This is a genomic window from Pseudomonas lini, assembly GCF_001042905.1.
In the GTDB taxonomy this organism is placed as follows: Bacteria; Pseudomonadota; Gammaproteobacteria; order Pseudomonadales; family Pseudomonadaceae; genus Aquipseudomonas; species Aquipseudomonas lini.
The window spans coordinates 184,830-206,207 of sequence record NZ_JYLB01000001.1 but is presented as its reverse complement, the minus strand read 5'-3'; the positions used below and the strand labels follow the sequence as shown (position 1 = coordinate 206,207).

The 21,378-nt window shown below is 59.4% G+C and carries 17 protein-coding genes; 11 read left to right on the top strand and 6 right to left on the bottom strand.

Annotated features, from left to right (window positions below; translation table 11 throughout):
* Positions 1–16 precede the first annotated feature (16 nt).
* The 4 genes from uvrC to TU81_RS01010 form a co-directional block, all read right to left on the bottom strand.
* Positions 17–1,840, bottom strand: coding sequence for an excinuclease ABC subunit UvrC (gene uvrC, locus TU81_RS01025; protein WP_008066868.1), 1,824 nt, complete (start codon positions 1,838–1,840; stop codon positions 17–19).
* Positions 1,841–1,842: 2 nt separating this feature from the next.
* Entirely contained in the window at positions 1,843–2,484 is a 642-nt protein-coding gene (gene gacA / locus TU81_RS01020; protein ID WP_082157786.1) for a response regulator transcription factor GacA, read from the bottom strand.
* Positions 2,485–2,611: 127 nt separating this feature from the next.
* Positions 2,612–3,055, bottom strand: coding sequence for a GNAT family N-acetyltransferase (locus TU81_RS01015; protein WP_038982983.1), 444 nt, complete (start codon positions 3,053–3,055; stop codon positions 2,612–2,614).
* On the bottom strand, positions 3,056–3,814 hold the full coding sequence (locus TU81_RS01010; RefSeq protein WP_048392765.1) for a carbon-nitrogen hydrolase family protein: 759 nt from the start codon (positions 3,812–3,814) through the stop codon (positions 3,056–3,058).
* A gap of 641 nt (positions 3,815–4,455) precedes the next feature.
* Between TU81_RS01010 and TU81_RS01005 the strand changes: the two genes are divergently transcribed.
* Positions 4,456–5,544 (top strand): 3-deoxy-7-phosphoheptulonate synthase, encoded by a 1,089-nt coding sequence (locus tag TU81_RS01005; RefSeq protein WP_038982981.1) that lies wholly within the window; start codon positions 4,456–4,458, stop codon positions 5,542–5,544.
* Between the two features lie 60 nt (positions 5,545–5,604).
* Here TU81_RS01005 and TU81_RS01000 read toward each other — a convergent pair whose 3' ends face one another.
* Positions 5,605–6,657, bottom strand: coding sequence for a hypothetical protein (locus TU81_RS01000; RefSeq protein ID WP_048392763.1), 1,053 nt, complete (start codon positions 6,655–6,657; stop codon positions 5,605–5,607).
* 337 nt (positions 6,658–6,994) lie between these two features.
* Between TU81_RS01000 and TU81_RS00995 the strand changes: the two genes are divergently transcribed.
* The 10 genes from TU81_RS00995 (at position 6,995) to TU81_RS00950 (ending at position 20,076) form a co-directional block, all read left to right on the top strand.
* Entirely contained in the window at positions 6,995–7,876 is an 882-nt protein-coding gene (locus tag TU81_RS00995) for an esterase/lipase family protein (RefSeq protein ID WP_048392761.1), read from the top strand.
* Between the two features lie 106 nt (positions 7,877–7,982).
* Positions 7,983–8,264, top strand: coding sequence for a peptidylprolyl isomerase (locus TU81_RS00990; RefSeq protein WP_048392758.1), 282 nt, complete (start codon positions 7,983–7,985; stop codon positions 8,262–8,264).
* A gap of 135 nt (positions 8,265–8,399) precedes the next feature.
* Positions 8,400–10,268, top strand: a complete 1,869-nt coding sequence (locus TU81_RS00985) for an extracellular solute-binding protein (RefSeq protein WP_038982978.1) — start codon at positions 8,400–8,402, stop codon at positions 10,266–10,268.
* Positions 10,268–11,329 (top strand): microcin C ABC transporter permease YejB, encoded by a 1,062-nt coding sequence (locus TU81_RS00980; RefSeq protein ID WP_038982977.1) that lies wholly within the window; start codon positions 10,268–10,270, stop codon positions 11,327–11,329. Before TU81_RS00985 ends, TU81_RS00980 begins: the two co-directional genes overlap by 1 nt.
* Positions 11,329–12,351, top strand: coding sequence for an ABC transporter permease (locus TU81_RS00975; RefSeq protein ID WP_038982976.1), 1,023 nt, complete (start codon positions 11,329–11,331; stop codon positions 12,349–12,351). Before TU81_RS00980 ends, TU81_RS00975 begins: the two co-directional genes overlap by 1 nt.
* 26 nt (positions 12,352–12,377) lie before the next feature.
* Positions 12,378–13,958, top strand: a complete 1,581-nt coding sequence (locus TU81_RS00970; RefSeq protein ID WP_048393583.1) for an ABC transporter ATP-binding protein — start codon at positions 12,378–12,380, stop codon at positions 13,956–13,958.
* A 161-nt stretch (positions 13,959–14,119) separates the two neighbouring features.
* On the top strand, positions 14,120–15,535 hold the full coding sequence (locus TU81_RS00965; protein WP_048392757.1) for a sigma-54 interaction domain-containing protein: 1,416 nt from the start codon (positions 14,120–14,122) through the stop codon (positions 15,533–15,535).
* Between the two features lie 281 nt (positions 15,536–15,816).
* On the top strand, positions 15,817–17,208 hold the full coding sequence (locus TU81_RS00960) for a GntP family permease (RefSeq protein WP_038982974.1): 1,392 nt from the start codon (positions 15,817–15,819) through the stop codon (positions 17,206–17,208).
* A 7-nt stretch (positions 17,209–17,215) separates the two neighbouring features.
* Positions 17,216–17,989, top strand: a complete 774-nt coding sequence (gene hbdH, locus TU81_RS00955; protein ID WP_038982973.1) for a 3-hydroxybutyrate dehydrogenase — start codon at positions 17,216–17,218, stop codon at positions 17,987–17,989.
* Positions 17,990–18,120: 131 nt separating this feature from the next.
* Complete coding sequence (locus TU81_RS00950; RefSeq protein ID WP_048392751.1) at positions 18,121–20,076, top strand: acetoacetate--CoA ligase; 1,956 nt, start codon at positions 18,121–18,123, stop codon at positions 20,074–20,076.
* Positions 20,077–20,199: 123 nt separating this feature from the next.
* Here TU81_RS00950 and TU81_RS00945 read toward each other — a convergent pair whose 3' ends face one another.
* On the bottom strand, positions 20,200–21,309 hold the full coding sequence (locus tag TU81_RS00945) for a PilT/PilU family type 4a pilus ATPase (protein ID WP_048393580.1): 1,110 nt from the start codon (positions 21,307–21,309) through the stop codon (positions 20,200–20,202).
* Positions 21,310–21,378 lie beyond the last annotated feature (69 nt).

Below are 21,378 nucleotides of genomic sequence, written 5' to 3'. Positions count from 1 at the left end.
AGGTGAGTTGGGCATTCTACTCGCTGTGCAGATTTGCATAAATCAACTCTGCGAGCTTTTTGCTGATTCCGGGTGCTTTGGCGATCTCTTCGATGCTGGCACGAGACAGCTCCTGCAATCCACCAAAATGTTTCAACAAATCGCGTCGACGTGTCGGTCCGACACCGGCAACGCCCTCAAGCGTAGACGTACGGCGAGTTTTTCCACGACGTGCGCGGTGCCCGGTAATGGCGAAACGGTGGGCTTCGTCGCGTATCTGCTGGATCAAATGCAGCGCGGGGGAATCGCCGCGCAAGGTAAATTCATGAGCCGCGTCATTGAGGTACAGGGTTTCGAAACCGGCCTTGCGCGTCGCGCCCTTGGCAACGCCCAGCAAAATCAGGTCGGGCACCGCCAGTTCGTTAAGCACGTCACGGGCCATGGACAGCTGACCTTTACCGCCGTCGACCAGAAGGATGTCCGGCAACTTGCCCTCGCCGTCCTTCAACTTGCTGAAGCGTCGGGTCAGGGCCTGGTGCATCGCGGCATAGTCATCGCCCGGCGTAACGCCTTCAATGTTGTAGCGGCGGTAGTCGGACTTGATCGGGCCTTCCGGGCCGAACACCACGCAGGACGCCACGGTGGCTTCGCCGCTGGAATGGCTGATGTCGTAACACTCGAGACGTTGCGGCGGCTCGTCCAGTTTCAGCACTTCGGCCAGGGCATCGAAACGTGCCGCAACGTGTTGCCGGTTAGCCAGACGTGCGCCCAGCGCTTGCTCGGCATTGGTGACCGCCAATTGCTGCCAGCGGGCTCGGGTGCCGCGCACTCGATGGCTGATGGTCAATTCGCGACCGCGCAGCTCTTCGATGGCTGCGATCAGGGTCGGAAAGTCTTCGTGAACCACATTGACGATCAGCTCGCTCGGCAAGTCGCGCTCGGGACTGCTGATGAAGTATTGGCCGAGAAACGCGGCCATGACTTCGGAAACGTCCTCCTCGATACCCACCTGCGGAAAGAAGTTCTTGCTCCCCAACACCCGGCCACCGCGCACGCTGATCAAGTGCACGCAGGCACCACCTGGGTTGACGAACGCCGCAATCACATCGACATCGCCCGTCCCGCCTTCCATGCTCTGTTGGTCCTGGACCCGACGCAGCAAAGAGATCTGGTCACGCAGCTCGGCGGCGCGCTCGAACTCGAGGTTGACCGCCGCTTCCTCCATGGCCGCAGACAACTCGTCCGCCAGGGCGTTGCTGCGCCCTTCAAGAAACATCACCGAGTGGCGTACATCTTCGGCGTACACCTCGGGCTCCACCAGCCCCACACACGGCGCCTTGCAGCGCTTGATCTGGTATTGCAGACAAGGTCGGGCACGGTTCTTGTAGAAGCTGTCTTCACACTGACGAACAAAAAAAGCCTTCTGCAGCAGACTCAGGCTTTCGCGAATCGCACCGGCGCTGGGATAAGGGCCGAAATATTTGCCCTTGGCCTTTTTCGCCCCCCGATGAATGCTCAAGCGTGGGAACTGGCCATCCGAGAGAAAGACGTAAGGGTAGGATTTGTCGTCGCGCAGCAGGATGTTGTAAGGCGGACGCCATTCCTTGATCAGCGTCTGCTCAAGCAGCAAGGCTTCGGTTTCATTGGCCGTGATGGTGGTTTCGACCTGGGCGATACGGCCCACCAACGCGGCGGTCTTGGGGGCAAGACCGGCTTTGCGGAAATAGCTCGCCAAGCGCTTCTTGAGATTTTTGGCTTTGCCGACATAAAGCAGCCGCGCATCGCTGTCGAACATGCGATAGACGCCCGGCCGCCCACTGACCGTCGACAGAAAAGCACTTGGATCGAAGATTTCAGTCATTTTCAGAGGCTGGCATCAACCATGCCGTGACGAACCGCCAACAGCGTCAACTCGACATCGCTGCTGATCGAAAGCTTCTCGAAAATACGGTAACGGTAGGTATTCACTGTTTTTGGCGACAGGCACAGTTTGTCGGAAATGATCTGCACCTTCTGACAGCCGACAATCATCAACGCAATCTGGATCTCCCGCTCCGACAACGCGTCGAAGGGCGAATCATTGGTTGGCTGGAACGACTTGATCGCCAATTGCTGGGCAATCTGCGGGCTGATGTAACGTTGCCCGGCAAACACCAGGCGAATGGCCTGGACCATTTCCGGTAATCCGGCGCCCTTGGTCAGGTAACCCGCAGCCCCTGCCTGTAACAGCCGGGTAGGAAACGGATCTTCTTCGCACACGGTGACCGCGACGACTTTGATGTCCGGATGACTGCGCAATAATTTGCGCGTGGCTTCAAGACCGCCGATCCCGGGCATCTTGACGTCCATCAGCACCACATCGGGTTTCAACTCACGCGCTTTAAGCAGGGATTCCTCCCCTGACTCAGCCTGGCCGACTACTTGCAGGCCATCGATGTCAGCCAGCATTCGTGTAATGCCTGTACGAACGAGATCATGGTCATCGACTACTAGCCCCCTAATCAAGCAGACACCTCGCGATTTGGTCTTATTGGGTTGTCGGACACCTTAGCAAAAAGCAACTGGCAGACCTAGCGGCAAGCAGCATATAAAAAGTGTCAATTCTTCTTGCGAGGCTTGCCGCCAGTGTGTTTCAGCGATGCAGTTCATTGATATCACGCTGCATTCTCAGGAAACACTGGTCTTGACCGACCACCTTGAGACCCTTTCTCTCGTAAAGCATTTTTGCCGGATTATTTTCAAAGACGGTCAGACGCAATGCCGGGCGTCGTTCCTTGCACGCCATGGCGAATACCTGATCGATCGTCCAGGAACCGGCGCCCTGCCCCCGGTACGCCTCAAGTAAATGCAATTCGCGGATATACAAGGCTCTGGCGTCACGGCTCAGACTGACATACCCCATCAATGTGTCATCACGCACAATCAGCCAGTTTTCGCGTCCCTCCCAGGCGACATCAAAGGCCTCGTCCAGCCACAACAGCTCATGTTGGATGTAGTACCGAAGCATATTTCGACAAGTCAGGTCACGAGCGAAGTCCAGATCCCGAGACGTTGCCGGACGCAATTCGAAACCCATTCAAGCCTCCGCCACAGCGACGATTTGCCCTTTCCAGCCATCAGCATTGCGACGTGCAACGACCATAAGGTTCCCCGTACCCGGCGCCGCCACAATCAACATCCCGTCCGCCGCCCAGATTGCACTGCGCCCTGCCGACTCCCAGCCACCCGTTGCGCCACCATGGTTGGCCATCAGTACCGCCATCGAGTGGGTACAAGCATAGCCCTGCAATAGTGCGGTATCTGGAGCGTAGCCGTTTTCTGTGATCAACACGCCCGCGGCATAAAGGTCAGCGCCCTGCAGTGCCGCGGCTGCCGCGTGGCTGGCATGAGAAAAATCGGCGCATACCGCTAGCGCGACGGTGTCGCTACCGATCTTTAATGTCGAACCGCCCGCTCCCGGGGCAAATGCCACTTCCTCACCCGGGTGCAGATGCTGCTTGCTGTAAACACCAAGCGAACCGTCGGCACCCAATACCAGCGCACCGATCAATACCGGCGAATCGTCCGACAGACGAATCGGCATCCCAACGACACTGGTCACACCGACTTCCCGCGCGAAATCGCGCAACGGTTGCAACACATCGGCGCCTGGCGCTATGGCCAGCTCCGCCGCCAGGCCGCGTTCGTACCCGGTCAGCGACAGTTCCGGAAACACCAGCAATTGCACGCCCTGCTCCGCAGCAACCTGCATGAAGCGCTGATGCCAGGCCATATTGGCGGCAAGATCACCGGCGATGGAAATCGATTGAGCGGCGGCAATGGTCAGTGTCGTCATGGTTCGTCCTTGTGACGTTGTGGTAGTTGGGCGCAGCGCAAAGTGTGTCACAACCCCCGACGTACTCAAGCGATAGAAAAGCCCATGATCATCGATAGCATTTTCTGATTGAATCCGCGTACCGGCCTCTAGTAAGCTCGGTGCATTCATCGGAGACAGACCATGCTCAACGCCCTCTCACCGCTTCGTACCGCCAGCGCCCCGCGCTCGGTTGCGGCTGCCCGGGCGAATGACGTTTGTGCTTCGGTCAGCTTTTATTTTGGGTATTGGTTTAGCCACTGGCGCGCCTGATACCCACACGGCGCCCACTTTAAACGGGTCGCCACCAGAGAACTCTCAACCCCCGGTCGGCTCCCCGACCGGGGGTTTTGTTTTTTCAGCTCCCTGCATTTAGCTGCATACATTTTTAGCGTCAACCAGACAATTTGAGGATTCACGACATGAACTACGCCACTTATTACCGTTACGACAGTTTTACCGCCTGGCGATTTACCAGCCTCCGCTCGGGACAGCCTGCCGCCTCCGATCGGTCACCCACAGGTGGCAAGCACACACACGCAGCCAATCCGGCCAATTGTCGAACACCCCAGTAGGGCCGAGCGCGCGGGAACGAACCCGCCGCCAGCCCAGGAAGCCCGAATATGAACTCGTCCGTCTCTGCTCTGCCGCTGTCCACCCTGAGCCCTGCCAATGAAGCGCTGACCTTGCGCCTGCCCAGCTCATTGCAACTCAAACAGCAATTACCCCTCAGCAATGCCCTGACCCGGCAAGTCGCCGACCACCGTCAGGCGGTTCGCGCGATCCTCAACGGTGAAGACTCCCGTCTGCTGGTCATCGTCGGCCCCTGCTCGATTCACGATCCCCGTTCAGCCCTCGAATACGCCGCCAACCTGGCCCGGCTGGCCGCCGAAGTCAGCGATGAAATGCTGCTGGTGATGCGCGCCTACGTCGAAAAACCCCGCACCACGATCGGCTGGAAAGGCCTGGCCTACGACCCGCATCTGGATGGCAGCGATGACATGGCGGGCGGTTTGACGCTGTCCCGCGAATTGATGCGCGAAATGCTCCAACTGGGCTTACCCGTTGCCACCGAACTGCTGCAACCGATGGCCGCCGGCTACTTCGACGACTTGCTGAGCTGGGTCGCGATTGGCGCCCGTACCACCGAATCACAGATCCACCGGGAAATGGCCAGCGGCCTGAGCATGCCGGTAGGGTTCAAGAACGGTACCGATGGCGGTGTGACTGTCGCCAGCGACGCCATGCGCTCGGCCGCCCACCCGCATCGCCATTTCGGCGTCGATAGCCAAGGGCACCCCGCAATCATTCAGACATCGGGCAACCCCGACACCCACCTGGTACTGCGTGGCGGCCATCGCGGGCCGAACTACGACCGCGACAGCATCGCCCAAGTGCACAGCGATTTGACCAGACTGAAGATCCCGGCACGGATCATGGTCGACTGCAGCCACGCTAACAGCGGAAAAGATCCATTGCGCCAGCCAGCCGTGTTCAACGACGTGCTCGAACAGCGCCTGCAAGGTGATCGTTCGCTGGTCGGCATGATGATTGAGAGCCATCTGTTCGAAGGCTGCCAACCGTTGAGCCCGTCGTTGCGTTACGGGGTGTCGGTAACGGACGGCTGCCTTGGCTGGACCGGAACGGAACAGTTGTTGCTGCAGGCAGCCGAGCGACTTCGTACGCAGCGCCTTACTCAACAGCCAAAGTGACCCATCCCCGCCTTCCGGTTTTCAATCGAAAACCGGAAGGCGATCGACGTTAAAACCGGTTTACGAGTGCACTTGCACCAACGTGACTTCGGACTGCTGGCTCACATCGTCGAGACGCTCGACCGAATAAGATACTCGGATCGTCAAGTCCTGATGCTCGCGCCAAAACCTGTAGGGAACGATAAATACCAGCGGTTGACCGGCCATTTCCCTGGAGACTTCACGATCATCGCGGTGATTGAAATGCTCACCGTCACATTTCAGATAAACCAGTTCTCCCTCTTCGGCCTGAGCGTTGTCGATAACGACGGTGACACCATCGATCGCATCTTGCACATCCAGCCAACCTTCGTCGGCTTCCAGCACGGTAGGTGGCAGAAGCGGTTCTCGCTCCAACGGGCCGATCAACAGTTGTGCAGGCTCCGAGAAACGTGACGCTTGCCCCTTCTGCTCGACACAGTAGCCGATCGTAACGGCTGCCCCGAGATTGAGCGCAATACAGTCGGGATTTACCCAGAACGACAACTCGCCGCCCACTGCAAAGGACTCGATTCTCAATGTGTCATTGAAGCTCGCTTGTGGCGTAACACTTGCCCAGGACAGCAAGACCCGATCTCCAGCCGCCATCCGGGCATACGGCCTGATCGTTACGCGTGCACCCTGGGCGACTCGGTCCGGATCGAGTGTGCCGCCCACTGCATCGTTCACAATCACAGGCAGCAAATCTGACCGGGCATCACCGACGCTCAGGTATAAACGCCCGGACTCCACAGGTTCACAAAGGCGCGCAGTGTAGAGAGCGTAATAAACCTCGAGTGACCCGCCGTCCAATGCGGCGATATGTGTGGCCGATACACAAAAGACAATCGCCCTGCCCACCTGAGCTTCGCTGACAAAACGCGATACCTCATGCCGATACGCAACACCCTCGGAATCGATACCTGACCAGAACATGACCAGTTTGTCTCCGCAGGCCATGTCCGGGTAAGGAGAGACAGTAATAATGGCCTTATTGTCAGATGGATCGAGGATGGCGTTATACGCCTGATCCAACTGTGGTGCCGCCATGCATTGCTCTACAACATTCAAGATATCTGCTTTACAAGTAGTCATTCAACGCTCCAGTCCTTGGAATAAATGCCGCCTTGAGGTCGGCATCGAACGAAGCCTATTGAAACCCGCGGTGCTGATTCGCGCTGCCGGACAATTGCGTCGGCTTGCACGGTAAAAGGACGTTTCAGCGGTAGGTCATTGCGAGGAAGCTCGCAGTCATCGTTAAAAAGATGTCCGGATATTCCGACCAAGACCTCATGCTCATTCGAGTTTTCGTACAATTTCTATTCCGTTTTCATCAGGTTACAGCGGCTTTTTCATACATCGCCGAGCGGGTGGTGTGCTTTAGAGTGCGCCCTTGAGCACACACCTGACCTACTGCGAAAAAGGAATGTACATGCTACGGAATGCAACCACTCAGTATCCGATCCTGCTGGCCCACGGGCTCTTCGGCTTCGATCGCATCGGCAACCTGGAACTGTTCCATGACGTCAAACTGGCCCTGAGAAGTGCCGGCGCGAGGGTTTTCATCCCACACCTGTCAGCCACCCACAGTAATGAAACCCGCGGCGAACAACTGTTGGCGCAGATCGACCGGGTATTGCAAGGAACCGGTGCAAGCAAAGTCAACCTGATCGGTCACAGTCAGGGCGCACTGGCTGCACGGTATGCGGGGGCGCTGGCGCCAGAGGCGGTCGCTTCGGTGACATCGGTCAGCGGGCCGAACCATGGCTCGGAACTGGCCGACTTCCTGCGCAAGGCACTGACGCCCGGGCGCCTGCCGGAGCATGTTGCCGGAGCGGTGGCCACTCTGTTCGCCGATTTCCTGTCGCTGCTCAGTGGCAACCGGCACCTGCCGCAGAACGCCATCGCCGCACTCAATGCACTGACCACCGAAGGCGTTGGCGCATTCAATGACAAGTACCCTCAAGGGTTACCGAAAATCTGGGGCGGCAAGGGTCGCGAATTGGTGAACGGCGTGCGTTACTACTCTTGGAGCGGCACCCTGCAAGGAAGCATTCTCAATGAGGGGCTCCATGCACTCAATCCGCTGCACGGGTTCCTCCGCGCCTTCTCTCACTATTTCACCACCGAAGCCGAGCAGAATGACGGCATGGTCGGCCGATTCAGCACCCACTTGGGTAAAGTGATCCGTTCGGACTATCCGCTGGATCATCTGGACAGCCTCGGCCAGACAACCGGTCAGGTCCGCAAGGGTATCGACCCGATCGCTCTGTACGTACAGCATGCCGAACGCTTGAGAAACGCCGGCCTTTAAGCGATGCCACAATGTCACGCGATAAAGACGGAACTTTGAGAGAGAAATAGCCCACTGAATCCGGTAGGCTCCGCACTTTATTGAACATTGAATGGAGTATTTTCCCATGGCCAAAGCCACTGCCCGTCACATCCTGGTTGCCAGCGAAGAAAAGTGCAACGAACTCAAAGCCCAGATCGAGGCCGGTGCCGACTTCGCCGAAGTCGCTAAAGCCAACTCCAGCTGCCCGTCCAGCCGCCAGGGCGGTGACTTGGGTTCGTTCGGTCCAGGCCAGATGGTCAAGGAATTCGACACCGTAGTCTTCAGCGCACCGATCAACGTGGTGCAAGGCCCGGTCAAGACCCAGTTCGGTTACCACCTGCTGGAAGTGACCAGCCGTCAGGACTGATCAACGCTTGAGTTTGCTACACAACGGCCCGCCTTTTGGTGGGCCGTTGTGTTTTCGTTACGTGATACGGCTGGCGAGGGACGCGCCGCTAGCGTACAAATTGTGGTTATCGACCACCCGGCTCTAAGGCTGACAATGCGACTGGCTTTCCCCACTTTATTGTTCACTGCCGTGGCCCTGTTGTTGGGCGCCGCCGGTGTGAACGCTGCACCGCAACATGCGTTGACCGTGTACGGTGAACCGGCGAAATATCCCGCGGGCTTCAGCCATTTCGCCTACACCAACCCGCGCGCGCCCAAGGGCGGCACGATGCGTCGCTCGGCGATGGAAATCGGCCATTTCGACCATATGCTGCCGTACATCGACAAGGGCACGGGTGTCACGCAGATCGACGGCTTGATCTACTCGCCTCTGGCCCAGCGTTCGCTGGACGAGCCCTATACCGTTTACGGCCTGGTCGCCCAACAGATGGAGCGCTCCGACGACGGACTGTCGCTGCGTTTCTACCTGAATCCGAAGGCCCGTTTCGCCGACGGCAAGCCGATTACCGCCGAAGACGTTCGCTATACCTTCGACCTGCTGATGACCCAGGGCAGCCTGCGCTATCGCACGCAATTCGCCGACGTCAAAGGCGTCGAAGTAGAGTCGCCACTCACCGTTCGGTTCGACTTCAAGAGCAACGAAAACCGCACCCTGCCCCTCGACATCGCCACTTTGCCGGTATTTCCCGAGCACTGGTGGAAAACCCGCGACTTTGCCAGCGGCGGTGGTTACGAGCCACCGCTGGGCAGCGGGCCGTACCGCGTGAACAAGGTCGACTCCGGGCGTAGCATCACCTTCGAGCGTAACGCCGACTGGTGGGGCAAGGATTTACCGGTCAGCCGCGGCCTCTACAATTTCGATCATTTCAGCATCGAGTATTTCGGCGATACCGACGTTGCCCGTCAGGTCCTGCGTGGCGGCGCCTACGATTACAACCGCGAATTCTCCGCCACCGCCTATTCCATCGGCTACGAAAGCCCGGCCCTGAGCGACGGTCGCCTGCAAAAAGCCCACCTGGCCAAAGAGGCACCGCAAACGGCTCAGGGCTTTGTGTTCAACCTGCAAAACCCGATATTCCAGGACCGCCGCGTGCGTCAGGCCCTGGCCATGCTCTGGGATTTCGAGTGGAGCAATCGGCAGATGATGCGCGAACTCTACATCCGCCAGCAGAGCTACTTTTCCAATACCGACCTCGCCGCACGACAACTGCCTGACACAGGTGAACGGGCGATTCTCGAACCGCTGCGCGGGCAGATTCCCGACGAGGTCTTTACGCAGGTCTTCGAAGCACCGAAAACCGATGGCAGCGGCGTGATCCGCGATAAACAGTTGCAGGCCCTGAAACTGCTCGAACAGGCCGGCTGGAAACCCGATGGCGATCAACTGGTCAATGCCCAGGGTCAACCGCTGAGCTTCACCTTCCTGATCAGCCAGAACGGTATGGATCGATTGCTGCTGCCTTATAAGCGCACCTTGAAACAAATCGGCATCGACCTGAATATTCGCCGCATCGACGCCTCCCAGTACGTAAACCGCCTGATGTCCCGGGACTACGACATGATCGTCACCGGCTACCCGGTCACCACGTCGCCGGGCAACGAGTTGTACAATTATTTTGGCTCGGCGGCGGCCAACGATCCCGGTTCCAACAACTACATGGTGCTGAAGAATCCGGCGGTCGATACGCTGGTCAACGGCCTGGTTCGCGCCACCACCAAGGCTGACATGCTGCGCTACGCACATGCCCTGGACCGTGTCCTGCAATGGAACTTCTATTGGATTCCCAATTATTACCCGCCAGGCAGCTCGACTGTGTGGTGGAACCGCTTCGGCATTCCCTCTGTACAGGCGAGCAATGACGAAGCCATCGAGAGTTGGTGGGAAGTGAGTTCCACTCCCTTGACCAACCAACAGATGACTGCCGAGCTCATCAAACGCGGCAAGCCCGGAGGACCGCACTGATGTGGGCTTACGTACTGCGGCGCTTGCTGCTGATCATTCCGACACTGGTGATCATTCTTCTGGTCAATTTCGTTATCGTCCAGGCCGCGCCGGGTGGCCCGGTGGAACAGGCCATCGCGCGCCTGCAAGGCATCGGCGGCGCAAATGTCGGCGGCGGTTCCAGCGAAGCCGTGCTGGGCAGCTCGCGTGCCAGTCGCGGGCTCGATCCGCAGCTGATCAAAGAGATCGAAAAGCAATACGGCTTCGATAAACCGGCGCCGGAACGCCTGTGGCTGATGCTCAAGAGCTACGCCCGCCTCGACTTCGGCAAGAGCTTTTTCCGCGGTGCCACCGTCACCGACCTGATTCTGGAAAAAATGCCAGTGACCATTTCTCTCGGGCTCTGGGCCACGCTGATCACTTATCTGGTGTCGATCCCTCTGGGCATCCGCAAGGCTGTGCACCATGGCAGCCATTTCGATATCTGGAGCAGCACCGCGATCATCATCGGTTATGCGATGCCGGCGTTCCTGTTCGCGATGTTCCTGATCGTGGTCTTCGCCGGCGGTACTTCGTTGAACTGGTTCCCGGTGCGCGGCCTGGTCTCGGACAATTTCGAGTCACTGTCGACCTTGGGCAAAATCACCGATTACTTCTGGCACCTGGTGCTGCCGGTGACGGCGCTGGTGGTCGGCGGTTTCGCCACCCTGACTATCCTCACCAAGAACTCCTTCCTCAATGAAATCACCCGCCAATACGTGGTCACCGCCCGGGCCAAGGGCTTGAGTGAACGTCGGGTGCTTTACGGCCATGTGTTTCGCAACGCCATGCTGCTGGTGGTGTCGGGGATTCCGCAGGCCTTCATCAGCGTATTTTTCGCTGGTTCGCTGCTGATCGAAGTGATTTTTTCCCTCGATGGCCTGGGCCGCATGAGTTACGAAGCCGCGGTATCACGGGACTATCCGGTAGTCTTCGGTTCGCTGTTCATCTTCACCTTGTTCGGCCTGCTGATAAAACTCATCGGCGACCTTTGCTACACCCTGGTCGACCCACGCATCGACTTCGCCGCGAGGAACGCCTGATGTTCAAGCTCTCGCCGCTGGGCCGTCGCCGTTTCGAGCGTTTCAAGAAAAACCGCCGGGGCTGGTGGTCGCTGTGGTTATTTATCGGCCTGTTCCTGCTGACCCTGGGCGGCGAGCTGATCGCCAACGACAAACCGCTGATGGTCAGTTATCAGGGCTCGCTGTATTTCCCGGCATTCAAACGCCACACCGAACAGGAATTTGGCGGGCAACTGCCCTTTCAAGCCGACTACCGCAGCGAATACGTGCAAAAGCTGATTCACAAGGACGGCGGCTGGATGCTGTTTCCGCCGATCCCGTTCAGCGACGACACACCCAATTACGACCTCAACCAACCGGCGCCGAGTCCACCGTCGAAGGTCAACTGGCTGGGCACCGACGATCAGGCCCGGGACGTGTTGGCCCGGGTGATTTTCGGCGCGCGGGTGTCGATCCTGTTCGCGCTGGCGCTGACCTTCATCAGCGCGTTGATCGGCATCGCCGCCGGTGCGCTGCAAGGCTATTACGGCGGCTGGGTCGACCTGCTCGGTCAGCGCTTGCTGGAAGTCTGGTCGGGGCTGCCGGTGCTGTACCTGTTGATCATTCTGTCGGGGTTCGTCGAGCCTAATTTCTGGTGGCTGCTGGGAATCATGGCGCTGTTTTCCTGGCTGGCCCTGGTGGACGTGGTGCGCGCCGAGTTCCTGCGCGGACGCAACCTGGAATACGTCAAGGCCGCCCGTGCACTGGGGCTGACCGATCGCAAGGTAATCGTGCGGCACATTCTGCCCAACGCCATGAACGCCACCCTGAGTTATCTGCCGTTCATTTTGACCGGCGCGATTTCCACCCTCACGGCGCTAGATTTTCTCGGCTTCGGTATGCCCGCTGGCAGTGCTTCCCTGGGCGAATTGATCGGTCAAGGCAAGCAGAACCTGCAGGCACCGTGGCTGGGTCTCACAGCGTTTTTCACCCTGGCGCTGATTCTTTCTTTACTGGTGTTCATTGGCGAGGCATTACGTGATGCCTTTGACCCTAGATCTTGATCACGATCATGAAGCGGACCGTTGATATGAGTGACAACCTGATCGAAATCCGTGACCTCTCCGTGGCCTTCAGCGGCCAGACCGTGGTGCGCAACCTGTGCCTGGACATCCGCCCCGGCGAGTGCCTGGCGTTGGTCGGCGAGTCGGGTTGCGGCAAATCGGTGACCGCCCACTCGATCCTGCAACTGCTGCCCGAGACCGGCACTGAAACCACTGGTAGCATTCGCTATCGCGGCCAGGAATTGATCGGCGCTGACATCAAGACTTTGCGCGAGCTGCGCGGCAACCGGATCGCGATGATTTTTCAGGAGCCGATGAGCTCCCTCAATCCTCTGCACAACATCGAAAAACAAATTGGCGAAACCCTGTTGCTGCATAAAGGACTGGGCGGCAAAGCGGCGCAAGCGCGGATTCTCGAGTTGCTGCAACTGGTGGGCATCCAGAAGCCCGAAGAGCGGCTCAAGGCCTATCCCCATCAACTGTCCGGCGGTCAACGGCAACGGGTGATGATCGCCATGGCCCTGGCCTGCGAGCCGGAATTGCTGATCGCCGATGAGCCGACCACTGCGCTGGATGTGACAGTGCAGCGCAAGATCCTGCTGTTGCTCAAATCCCTGCAACGGAGGCTCGGCATGTCGCTGCTGCTGATCAGCCACGACCTCAATCTGGTGCGCAGCATTGCTCAGCGAGTGTGTGTGATGCACGCCGGGGAAATCGTCGAGCAGGCACCCTGCGAAACACTGTTCACTGAGCCGAAACACCCTTACAGCTGCGTGCTGCTGAACGCCGAACCGGAAGGCGAAGCCCTGCCCCGGGACGAGCGCGAAAAAGTGCTGGAAGTGGATAATTTGCAGGTGCAGTTCGCCCTCGGTGGCGGCCTGTTTCAGCGAAAAACTTACCTGCGCGCGGTGAATGGCATCAGCCTGAACGTCCAGCGCGGCAAGACGTTGGGCATCGTCGGCGAGTCCGGTTCGGGCAAGTCCACGCTGGGTCAGGCGATCCTGCGCTTGCTCGACTCGCAGGGCAGCATTCGCTTTCAGGGTGAGGCCCTGGATGGCTTGACGCAAAAGCAGCTGCGACCGTGGCGCAAGAAAATGCAGGTGGTGTTCCAGGACCCCTTCGGCAGTCTCAGCCCGCGAATGTCAGTGGCGCAGATCATCAGTGAAGGTCTTGAGGTGCACAGCCAATCCACCCCGGATGAATGCGAAGCCCAGGTGATCCGGGTGCTGGAAGAAGTCGGCCTCGACCCGCAAAGCCGTCATCGCTACCCGCACGAATTCTCCGGCGGCCAACGCCAGCGCATCGCCATTGCCCGCGCACTGGTGCTGAAACCGGCGCTGATCCTGCTCGACGAACCGACCTCGGCGCTGGATCGCACGGTACAAAAACAAGTGGTCGCCCTGCTCCGTCAGCTTCAGGAGAAACATGGCCTGACTTACCTGTTCATCAGCCACGACCTGGCGGTGGTGCGCGCCCTGGCCCACGACATGATCGTGATCAAGGACGGCAAAGTGGTGGAAAGCGGCGCCAGCCACGACGTGTTCGACTCGCCGCAGCATCCGTATACCAAAGAGCTGTTGGCGGCGGCGCGTCCGGGGTGGGCATAATCCCGTGTACGCCGATGAACCGCGTCGCGGCCATCGCGGGCAAGCCCGGCTCCCACAGGTTTTATGTCGTGCCCAAATTCAGCGGCAACCCCAAATCCTGTGGGAGCGGGCTTGCCCGCGATTGGGCCAGCACAGGCAATACTTAATCAGGATCAGCCCCCATGAACACCACCGAAAGCCTCAAGGACTACCAGCGCGTTCGCACCCTGGCGATCCGCTCGCTGTTCGAAATCATCGAGCAATCGAGCGAAGGCACGGTGATTGTCGACCGCGATGCGAACATCGTCTGGATGAACGAGCGTTATGCCCGGCGTTTCGGCCTCGAATCGGCCGAAGGTGCGATCGGCAGGGCCTGTGAAAGCGTGATCCCCGGCAGCCTGTTGCGCGACGTGGTGCGCACCGGACGACCCATCCTGCTGGACATGCAGGACACCCCCAAGGAACCGCTGGTGGTGATGCGCCTGCCGATTCACGACGATGCCGGCGCGGTGATTGGCGCCATCGGTTTTGCCCTGTTCGACGAGTTGCGCAGCCTGTCGCCGATGCTCAAGCGCTACCTGAGCATGCAGGAAGAACTGGCCTCGACCCGCTCGCTGCTGCGGGCGCGGCAGACCAAGTACAACTTCGCCCATTTCATCGGCACCAGCGCCGCCAGCCTGGAAGTCAAACGCCGCGCCCGGCGCAGCGCCAGTGCCGAGTCACCGGTGTTGTTGCTCGGCGAAACCGGCACCGGCAAGGAGCTGCTGGCCCAGGCGATCCACGGCGCTTCGCCTCGGGCGCATAAAGCTTTCGTCAGTATCAACAGCGCGGCGATTCCCGAGTCACTGCTGGAAGCCGAGTTCTTTGGCACCGCCCCCGGCGCATTCACCGGCGCCGATCGCAAGGGCCGCACCGGCAAGTTGCAAATCGCTCAGGGCGGCACGCTGTTTCTCGATGAAATCGGCGATATGCCGCTGCCACTGCAAAGCAAACTGCTGCGAGTGTTGCAGGAAAAGGAGTTCGAGCCGGTGGGCTCCAATGAAGTGATCCAGAGCGATGTGCGGGTGATCGCGGCCACTTCCACCGATCTGGAAGCGGCGATCAAACGCGGCGAGTTTCGCGCCGATTTGTATTACCGCCTCAACGTGCTGCCGATTCAGGTCCCGCCCCTGCGTGATCGCCTCGACGACCTGCCGGCCCTCAGCGAAGCGATCCTCGAGGAGCTGCGCAGTCAGCACGAACTGAACCCCGAAGCTTTGGATTTGTTGGGTCAACACGCCTGGCCAGGGAACATCCGCGAACTGCGCAACGTGCTGGAGCGCGCGGCGTTGCTCAGTGATGATTTGATGCTGAACGCAGCGGATATCCGCGCGGCGATTGGCAGTTTTACCCCGGTGCAGCGTGTGGCGCCCCTAGCCATCGAGCCGGTTGCCCATGAAACCTTCAGTGAGGCTCGCGAACGGTTTGATCGGCAATTGATTGAATCCGCCCTCGCGCAATGCGGGGGGAAGGTTATCGACGCGGCGGCTCGGTTGGGGCTGGGGCGGTCGACGTTGTACAAGAAGATGGTGGCGTTGGGGATTGCCGAGTCTACATAAAGAGACATTGGTCTCCATTGGTAGATATATTTTCAAGATCAAAAGATCGCAGCCTTCGGCAGCTCCTACAGTGAATTTCCGCGTTCCCCTGTAGGAGCTGCCGAAGGCTGCGATCTTTTTGGGCGCTGCACGTCTCAAAATAGAGACCGCAGTCTTCCAAGCGCTCAAAAAAATCATAATAAAATCTTATATTTCAATAACTTAATCTTATGGCACGAAACTCGCTATAGCCCTCCCCACAAAGCCTCACCCTACAAAAATAACAATCCAGGAGACACACCATGAGTGTGATCATTGCCTTGGCAGCTCTCACGCTGCTGATGGTGGCTGCTTACCGTGGCTACAGCGTTATCCTCTTTGCCCCGATCGCCGCCCTCGGCGCCGTCCTGCTCACCGACCCTTCCGCCGTTGCCCCAGTCTTCACCGGGGTGTTCATGGAAAAAATGGTCGGCTTCGTCAAACTGTATTTCCCAGTGTTCCTGCTCGGTGCCGTGTTCGGCAAGCTGATCGAGTTGTCGGGCTTCTCGCGCTCCATCGTCGCAGCGGCCATTCGCTTGCTCGGCACACGCCAGGCGATGCTGGTGATCGTGCTGGTCTGCGCCCTGCTCACTTACGGCGGCGTGTCGCTGTTTGTGGTGGTGTTTGCGGTCTACCCGTTTGCCGCAGAGATGTTCCGCCAGAGCAATATCCCCAAACGCCTGATCCCGGCGACCATCGCCCTCGGCGCATTCTCGTTCACCATGGATGCCCTGCCCGGCACGCCGCAGATCCAGAACATCATCCCCAGCACCTTCTTCAACACCACCGCCTGGGCGGCGCCGTGGCTGGGGGTGATCGGCACGATTTTCGTGTTCAGCGCCGGCATGCTGTTCCTTCAGAGCCAACGCAACAAGGCCCAGCGCAGGGGTGAGGGTTATGGTTCCGAGCTGCGCAACGAGCCGGAAACCGCGCCGGACATCAAGCTGCCTAATCCATGGATCGCACTGTCGCCGCTGTTAATGGTGGGCCTGATGAACCTGCTGTTCACCCGCTGGATTCCAGAGTGGTACGGCAAGACTCACAGCCTCTCGCTGCCGGGAATGGCAGCACCGGTGACCACCGACATCGCCAAACTGACGGCGATCTGGGCGGTTCAGGCAGCCTTGCTGGTAGGCATCGTCATGGTGCTGGTGTTCGCCTTTCAGACGATTCGCGGCAAGTTGGCCGAAGGCAGTAAAAGTGCGGTCAGCGGCGCGCTGCTGGCGGCGATGAACACCGCGTCGGAATACGGTTTCGGCGCGGTGATCGCCTCGCTGCCGGGTTTTCTGGTGTTGTCCGGCTGGCTCAAAAGCATTCCCAACCCGCTGGTCAATGAAGCGATTACCGTGACCCTGCTGGCCGGCATCACCGGTTCGGCGTCGGGCGGCATGAGCATTGCCCTGGCGGCGATGTCCGAGACGTTCATCAGCGCCGCCCACGCCGCCAATATTCCATTGGAAGTGCTGCACCGGGTCGCCGCGATGGCCAGTGGCGGCATGGACACCCTGCCGCACAACGGCGCGGTGATTACTTTGCTGGCGGTTACCGGTTTGACCCACCGCGAGGCCTACAAAGACATTTTCTGTATTACGCTGATCAAGACACTCGCTGTTTTTGTGGTGATCGGTACTTTCTACGCCACTGGCATTGTGTGAGGTATTCATGACGACTCTTTCGGGCAAGACCGCACTGGTCACCGGTTCCACCAGCGGCATCGGTCTGGGAATCGCCCTGAGCCTGGCCAAGGCTGGCGCCAACCTGATCCTCAACGGCTTCGGCGACGCATCCAGGATAATTGCCGAAGTTGAACAATTCGGCGGCAAGGTCGGCCATCACCCGGCCGACGTCAGCGACCCGGTGCAGATCGCCGAGATGATTGAATACGCCGAGCGTGAGTTCGGCGGCGTGGATATCCTGGTCAACAACGCGGGCATCCAGCACGTGGCGTCGGTGGAAGATTTTCCGGTGGAGCGCTGGGACTCGATCATTGCGATCAACCTGTCGTCCGTGTTTCACAGCACCCGCTTGAGTTTGCCGGGGATGCGCGCCAAGGGCTGGGGACGGATCATCAACATCGCCTCGGTGCATGGCCAGGTCGGTTCGGTGGGCAAGGCGGCGTACGTCGCGGCCAAGCATGGAGTGATCGGTTTGACCAAGGTGGTCGGCTTGGAAACCGCTACGACGAACGTCACCTGCAATGCCATCTGCCCGGGTTGGGTGCTGACGCCGCTGGTGCAGAAGCAGATCGATGATCGCGCCGCGACCGGGATCGACCCGCAGCAGGCGCAACATGATTTGCTCGCCGAGAAGCAGCCGTCGCTGGAATTCGTGACGCCGCCGCAGCTGGGTGAGTTGGTGCTGTTTTTATGCAGCGAGGCCGGTAGCCAGGTGCGTGGCGCGGCGTGGAATATTGATGGTGGGTGGTTGGCGCAGTAACCCGCCAGCCTGCATGATCGTTCCCACGCTCTGCGTGGGAATGCAGCCCGGGACGCTCCGCGTCCCAAAGCGGACGCCGAGCGTCCATTGAGGCATCCCACGCAGAGCGCGGGAACGAGAGAGGCCAAGCCATGTCCGACATCCTCTGGCAACCCGGCACCGAGCGCATCGTCAAGACCCGCATGGAGGCCTTCCGGCGCTTCGTCAATCAGCGACACACCCTTGAGATCGCCGACTATCCTGCCCTCCATCAATGGAGCATCGATCAGCGGGCAGCTTTCTGGCAGGCCATCGTCGATTTCTTCGACATTCGTTTTCACGATCAGCCAGACGCGGTGCTGATAGAAGGCGCACAAATGCCCAGCGCCCAGTGGTTCCCCGGCGCCACGCTGAACTTCGCCGAACACCTGCTGCGCCGTCGCGACGATGCCGTGGCGGTAGTGGCCATCGGCGAAAACGGCCAACGGGAACAACTGACCTGGGCCGAACTGGCGAGCCATGTCGCCGGTTTTCAAAACGGCCTGAAAGCTGCCGGTGTCGGCCTCGGCGACCGCGTGGCCGCGTGCATGCCGAACACCTGGCAAACCCTGGTGGCCATGCTCGCGACGACCAGCCTGGGCGCGATCTGGTCCTGTTCTTCACCCGACTTCGGCACCCATGGGGTGATCGACCGCTTCGGCCAGATCGAGCCGAAAGTGCTGATCACCTGCGCCGGTTACCGCTACGCCGGCAAAGACATCGACCAGACAGCCAAGGTTAATGAAATCCTTGGGCAACTGCCGTCCTTGCAGCAGTTGATCGTTGTGCCTTACGCACGCCCCCAGGCGCGCATCGAGGATTTCTGCAGCCAGGCCAACGTGACGCTCTGGGACGACTTCTACGACCCGGGCGGCGAGCCGCAATTCGTTCCCGTGCCCTTCGCCCATCCGCTGTACATCCTTTATTCCAGCGGCACCACCGGCGTGCCGAAGTGCATTGTTCACAGCACCGGCGGCGTGCTGCTGCAACATGTCAAAGAACATGGTCTGCACACCGATCTCGGCCCCGGCGACCGCTTGTTCTACTACACCACATGCGGCTGGATGATGTGGAACTGGCTGGTCTCGGCCTTGGCCGTCGATAGCGCCGTGGTGCTGTATGACGGCTCGCCGTTTCATCCAGGCCCGGAGCGCTTGATCGACCTGATCGACGACGAACGCATCAACGTCTTCGGCACCAGCCCCAAGTTCCTCACCGCGCTGGAAAGCAACGGCGTGAAGCCGTGCGAAAGTCATGACCTGAGCAGCCTCAAAACCGTGCTGTCCACCGGTTCCGCGCTATCCCCGCAAAGCTTCGATTACGTCTATCGCGCGTTCAAGTCCGACCTGTGCCTGTCCTCGATGTCTGGCGGCACCGACATCGTTTCGTGCTTTGTGATCGGTAATCCGGTGCTGCCGGTACGCCGTGGCGAAATGCAGTGCAAGAGCCTGGGCATGGCGGTCGAAGTCTGGAACGACGCCGGGCAGCCTGTGATCGGGGAAAAAGGCGAACTGGTGTGCACCCGACATTTTCCAGCCATGCCCATCGGTTTGTGGCATGACCCTGACGGGGAGAAACTGCGAAAGTCCTATTTCAGCCTGTTCCCCGGCGTCTGGGCCCAGGGCGATTACGCCGAGCAACTGCCTCACGGCGGCATGCTGATCCACGGCCGCTCCGACGCGGTGCTCAACCCTGGTGGCGTGCGCATCGGCACGGCGGAAATCTATCGTCAGGTGGAGAAAGTCCCGCAGGTGCTGGACAGCGTTGCCATCGGCCAGCAATGGCAGGATGACGTGCGGGTGGTGCTGTTCGTGAAGTTGCGCGACGGTGTCGAACTGGACGAAGCGCTGCAACAACAGATTCGCCAGGTCATCCGCGCCAACACCACACCACGGCATGTGCCGGCGAAGATTGTCGCGGTGACGGACATTCCGCGGACCATCAGCGGCAAGGTGGTCGAGCTGGCGGTGAGGAATGTGGTGCACGGCCAGAAGGTGAAGAACACCGATGCACTGGCCAATCCCGAGGCACTGGAGCAGTTTCGTGACCGCCCTGAATTGAATGATTGAAACGTAGATCCACTGTGGGAGCGGGCTTGCTCGCGAAAGCGGTCTATCAGCCAACATCCATGTTGAATGTGAAATCGTCTTCGCGAGCAAGCCCGCTCCCACATTTGATCGTCGTTGCCGGCGCTAGTCCACCAATCCCCATTCCCCCGGCGGTGTATGGGGCCCGGGCGTAGTCTCGGCGTGCATTTTCAGGCGCAGTCGCAAGTTGTTCACCGAATCCGCATGTTTCAACGCCTCTGCCTCATCGATCGCGCCCTCGGCAAACAGCTCGAACAGCGCCCCATCAAACGTCTGCATACCCACCTCTGAAGACTTCTCCATGATCCCTTTGAGTTCGGAAAGCTCATTGTGCCGGATCAGGTCGCCGATGGTCGGCGTTCCCAGCATGATCTCCACCGCCGCCCGGCGCTGCCCATCGCAGGTCCGCACCAGGCGCTGAGAAACAAAGGCCTTGAGGTTATTGCCCAAGTCATGGAGCAGTTGCGTCCGACGTTCTTCGGGGAAGAAGTTGATCACGCGGTCCAGCGCCTGATTGGCGTTGTGCGCATGTAAAGTGGAAATTACCAGATGACCGGTATCGGCAAACGCCAGCGCGTGCTCCATAGTCTCGCGGTCACGGATTTCGCCGATCAGCACCACGTCCGGCGCCTGGCGCAGGGTGTTTTTCAACGCTGCATGAAAACTGCGGGTGTCTACGCCGACCTCACGCTGGTTGACGATCGACTTCTTGTGTCGATGGATAAACTCGACCGGGTCTTCGATAGTGATGATATGGCCGCTGCTGTGGCGATTGCGGTAATCGATCAGCGCCGCCAGCGAGGTTGACTTGCCGGAACCGGTCGAACCGACGAACAATATCAGCCCCTGTTTGAGCATGACGGTTTCGAGCAGCACCGCAGGCAACTTGAGGTCTTCGAAGCGTGGAATGTCGAGTTTGATGTTGCGCGCCACGATAGACACATCGTTGCGCTGCTTGAAGATATTGAGCCGAAAGCGCCCGACGCCGGCCAGGGAAAGCGCCAGGTTCATTTCCAGTTCCCGGTCGAACTCCAGGCGCTGTTCGGCGTCCATGATGGACGCGGCAATGGCGGCGATTTCTCCGGGTTTGAACGGGTACTCGGCCAAGGGTTTGAGTACACCGTCAAATTTCGCGCTGGGAGGCGCGCCCGTCGACAGGTAAAGATCGGAGCCATTGCGGCTGGCCAGAATTTGCAACAGTGCATCGATTTCCATGGCAAAAAACACCCGCGAAGCATTCAATTGAAAAAATGACCCAAAACGGATCATCAAGCGTCTACCGCC

Coding starts and splice junctions, on each gene's coding strand:
- TU81_RS01010 (WP_048392765.1), bottom strand. CDS start 3,814: ATGACGACACTGACCATTGCCGCCGCTCAATCGATTTCCATCGCCGGT.
- TU81_RS00980 (WP_038982977.1), top strand. CDS start 10,268: ATGTGGGCTTACGTACTGCGGCGCTTGCTGCTGATCATTCCGACACTG.
- uvrC (WP_008066868.1), bottom strand. CDS start 1,840: ATGACTGAAATCTTCGATCCAAGTGCTTTTCTGTCGACGGTCAGTGGG.
- TU81_RS00985 (WP_038982978.1), top strand. CDS start 8,400: ATGCGACTGGCTTTCCCCACTTTATTGTTCACTGCCGTGGCCCTGTTG.
- TU81_RS00945 (WP_048393580.1), bottom strand. CDS start 21,309: ATGGAAATCGATGCACTGTTGCAAATTCTGGCCAGCCGCAATGGCTCC.
- TU81_RS00960 (WP_038982974.1), top strand. CDS start 15,817: ATGAGTGTGATCATTGCCTTGGCAGCTCTCACGCTGCTGATGGTGGCT.
- TU81_RS00990 (WP_048392758.1), top strand. CDS start 7,983: ATGGCCAAAGCCACTGCCCGTCACATCCTGGTTGCCAGCGAAGAAAAG.
- TU81_RS01005 (WP_038982981.1), top strand. CDS start 4,456: ATGAACTCGTCCGTCTCTGCTCTGCCGCTGTCCACCCTGAGCCCTGCC.
- TU81_RS00970 (WP_048393583.1), top strand. CDS start 12,378: ATGAGTGACAACCTGATCGAAATCCGTGACCTCTCCGTGGCCTTCAGC.
- TU81_RS01015 (WP_038982983.1), bottom strand. CDS start 3,055: ATGGGTTTCGAATTGCGTCCGGCAACGTCTCGGGATCTGGACTTCGCT.
- TU81_RS01000 (WP_048392763.1), bottom strand. CDS start 6,657: ATGACTACTTGTAAAGCAGATATCTTGAATGTTGTAGAGCAATGCATG.
- TU81_RS00995 (WP_048392761.1), top strand. CDS start 6,995: ATGCTACGGAATGCAACCACTCAGTATCCGATCCTGCTGGCCCACGGG.
- TU81_RS00950 (WP_048392751.1), top strand. CDS start 18,121: ATGTCCGACATCCTCTGGCAACCCGGCACCGAGCGCATCGTCAAGACC.
- TU81_RS00965 (WP_048392757.1), top strand. CDS start 14,120: ATGAACACCACCGAAAGCCTCAAGGACTACCAGCGCGTTCGCACCCTG.
- hbdH (WP_038982973.1), top strand. CDS start 17,216: ATGACGACTCTTTCGGGCAAGACCGCACTGGTCACCGGTTCCACCAGC.
- TU81_RS00975 (WP_038982976.1), top strand. CDS start 11,329: ATGTTCAAGCTCTCGCCGCTGGGCCGTCGCCGTTTCGAGCGTTTCAAG.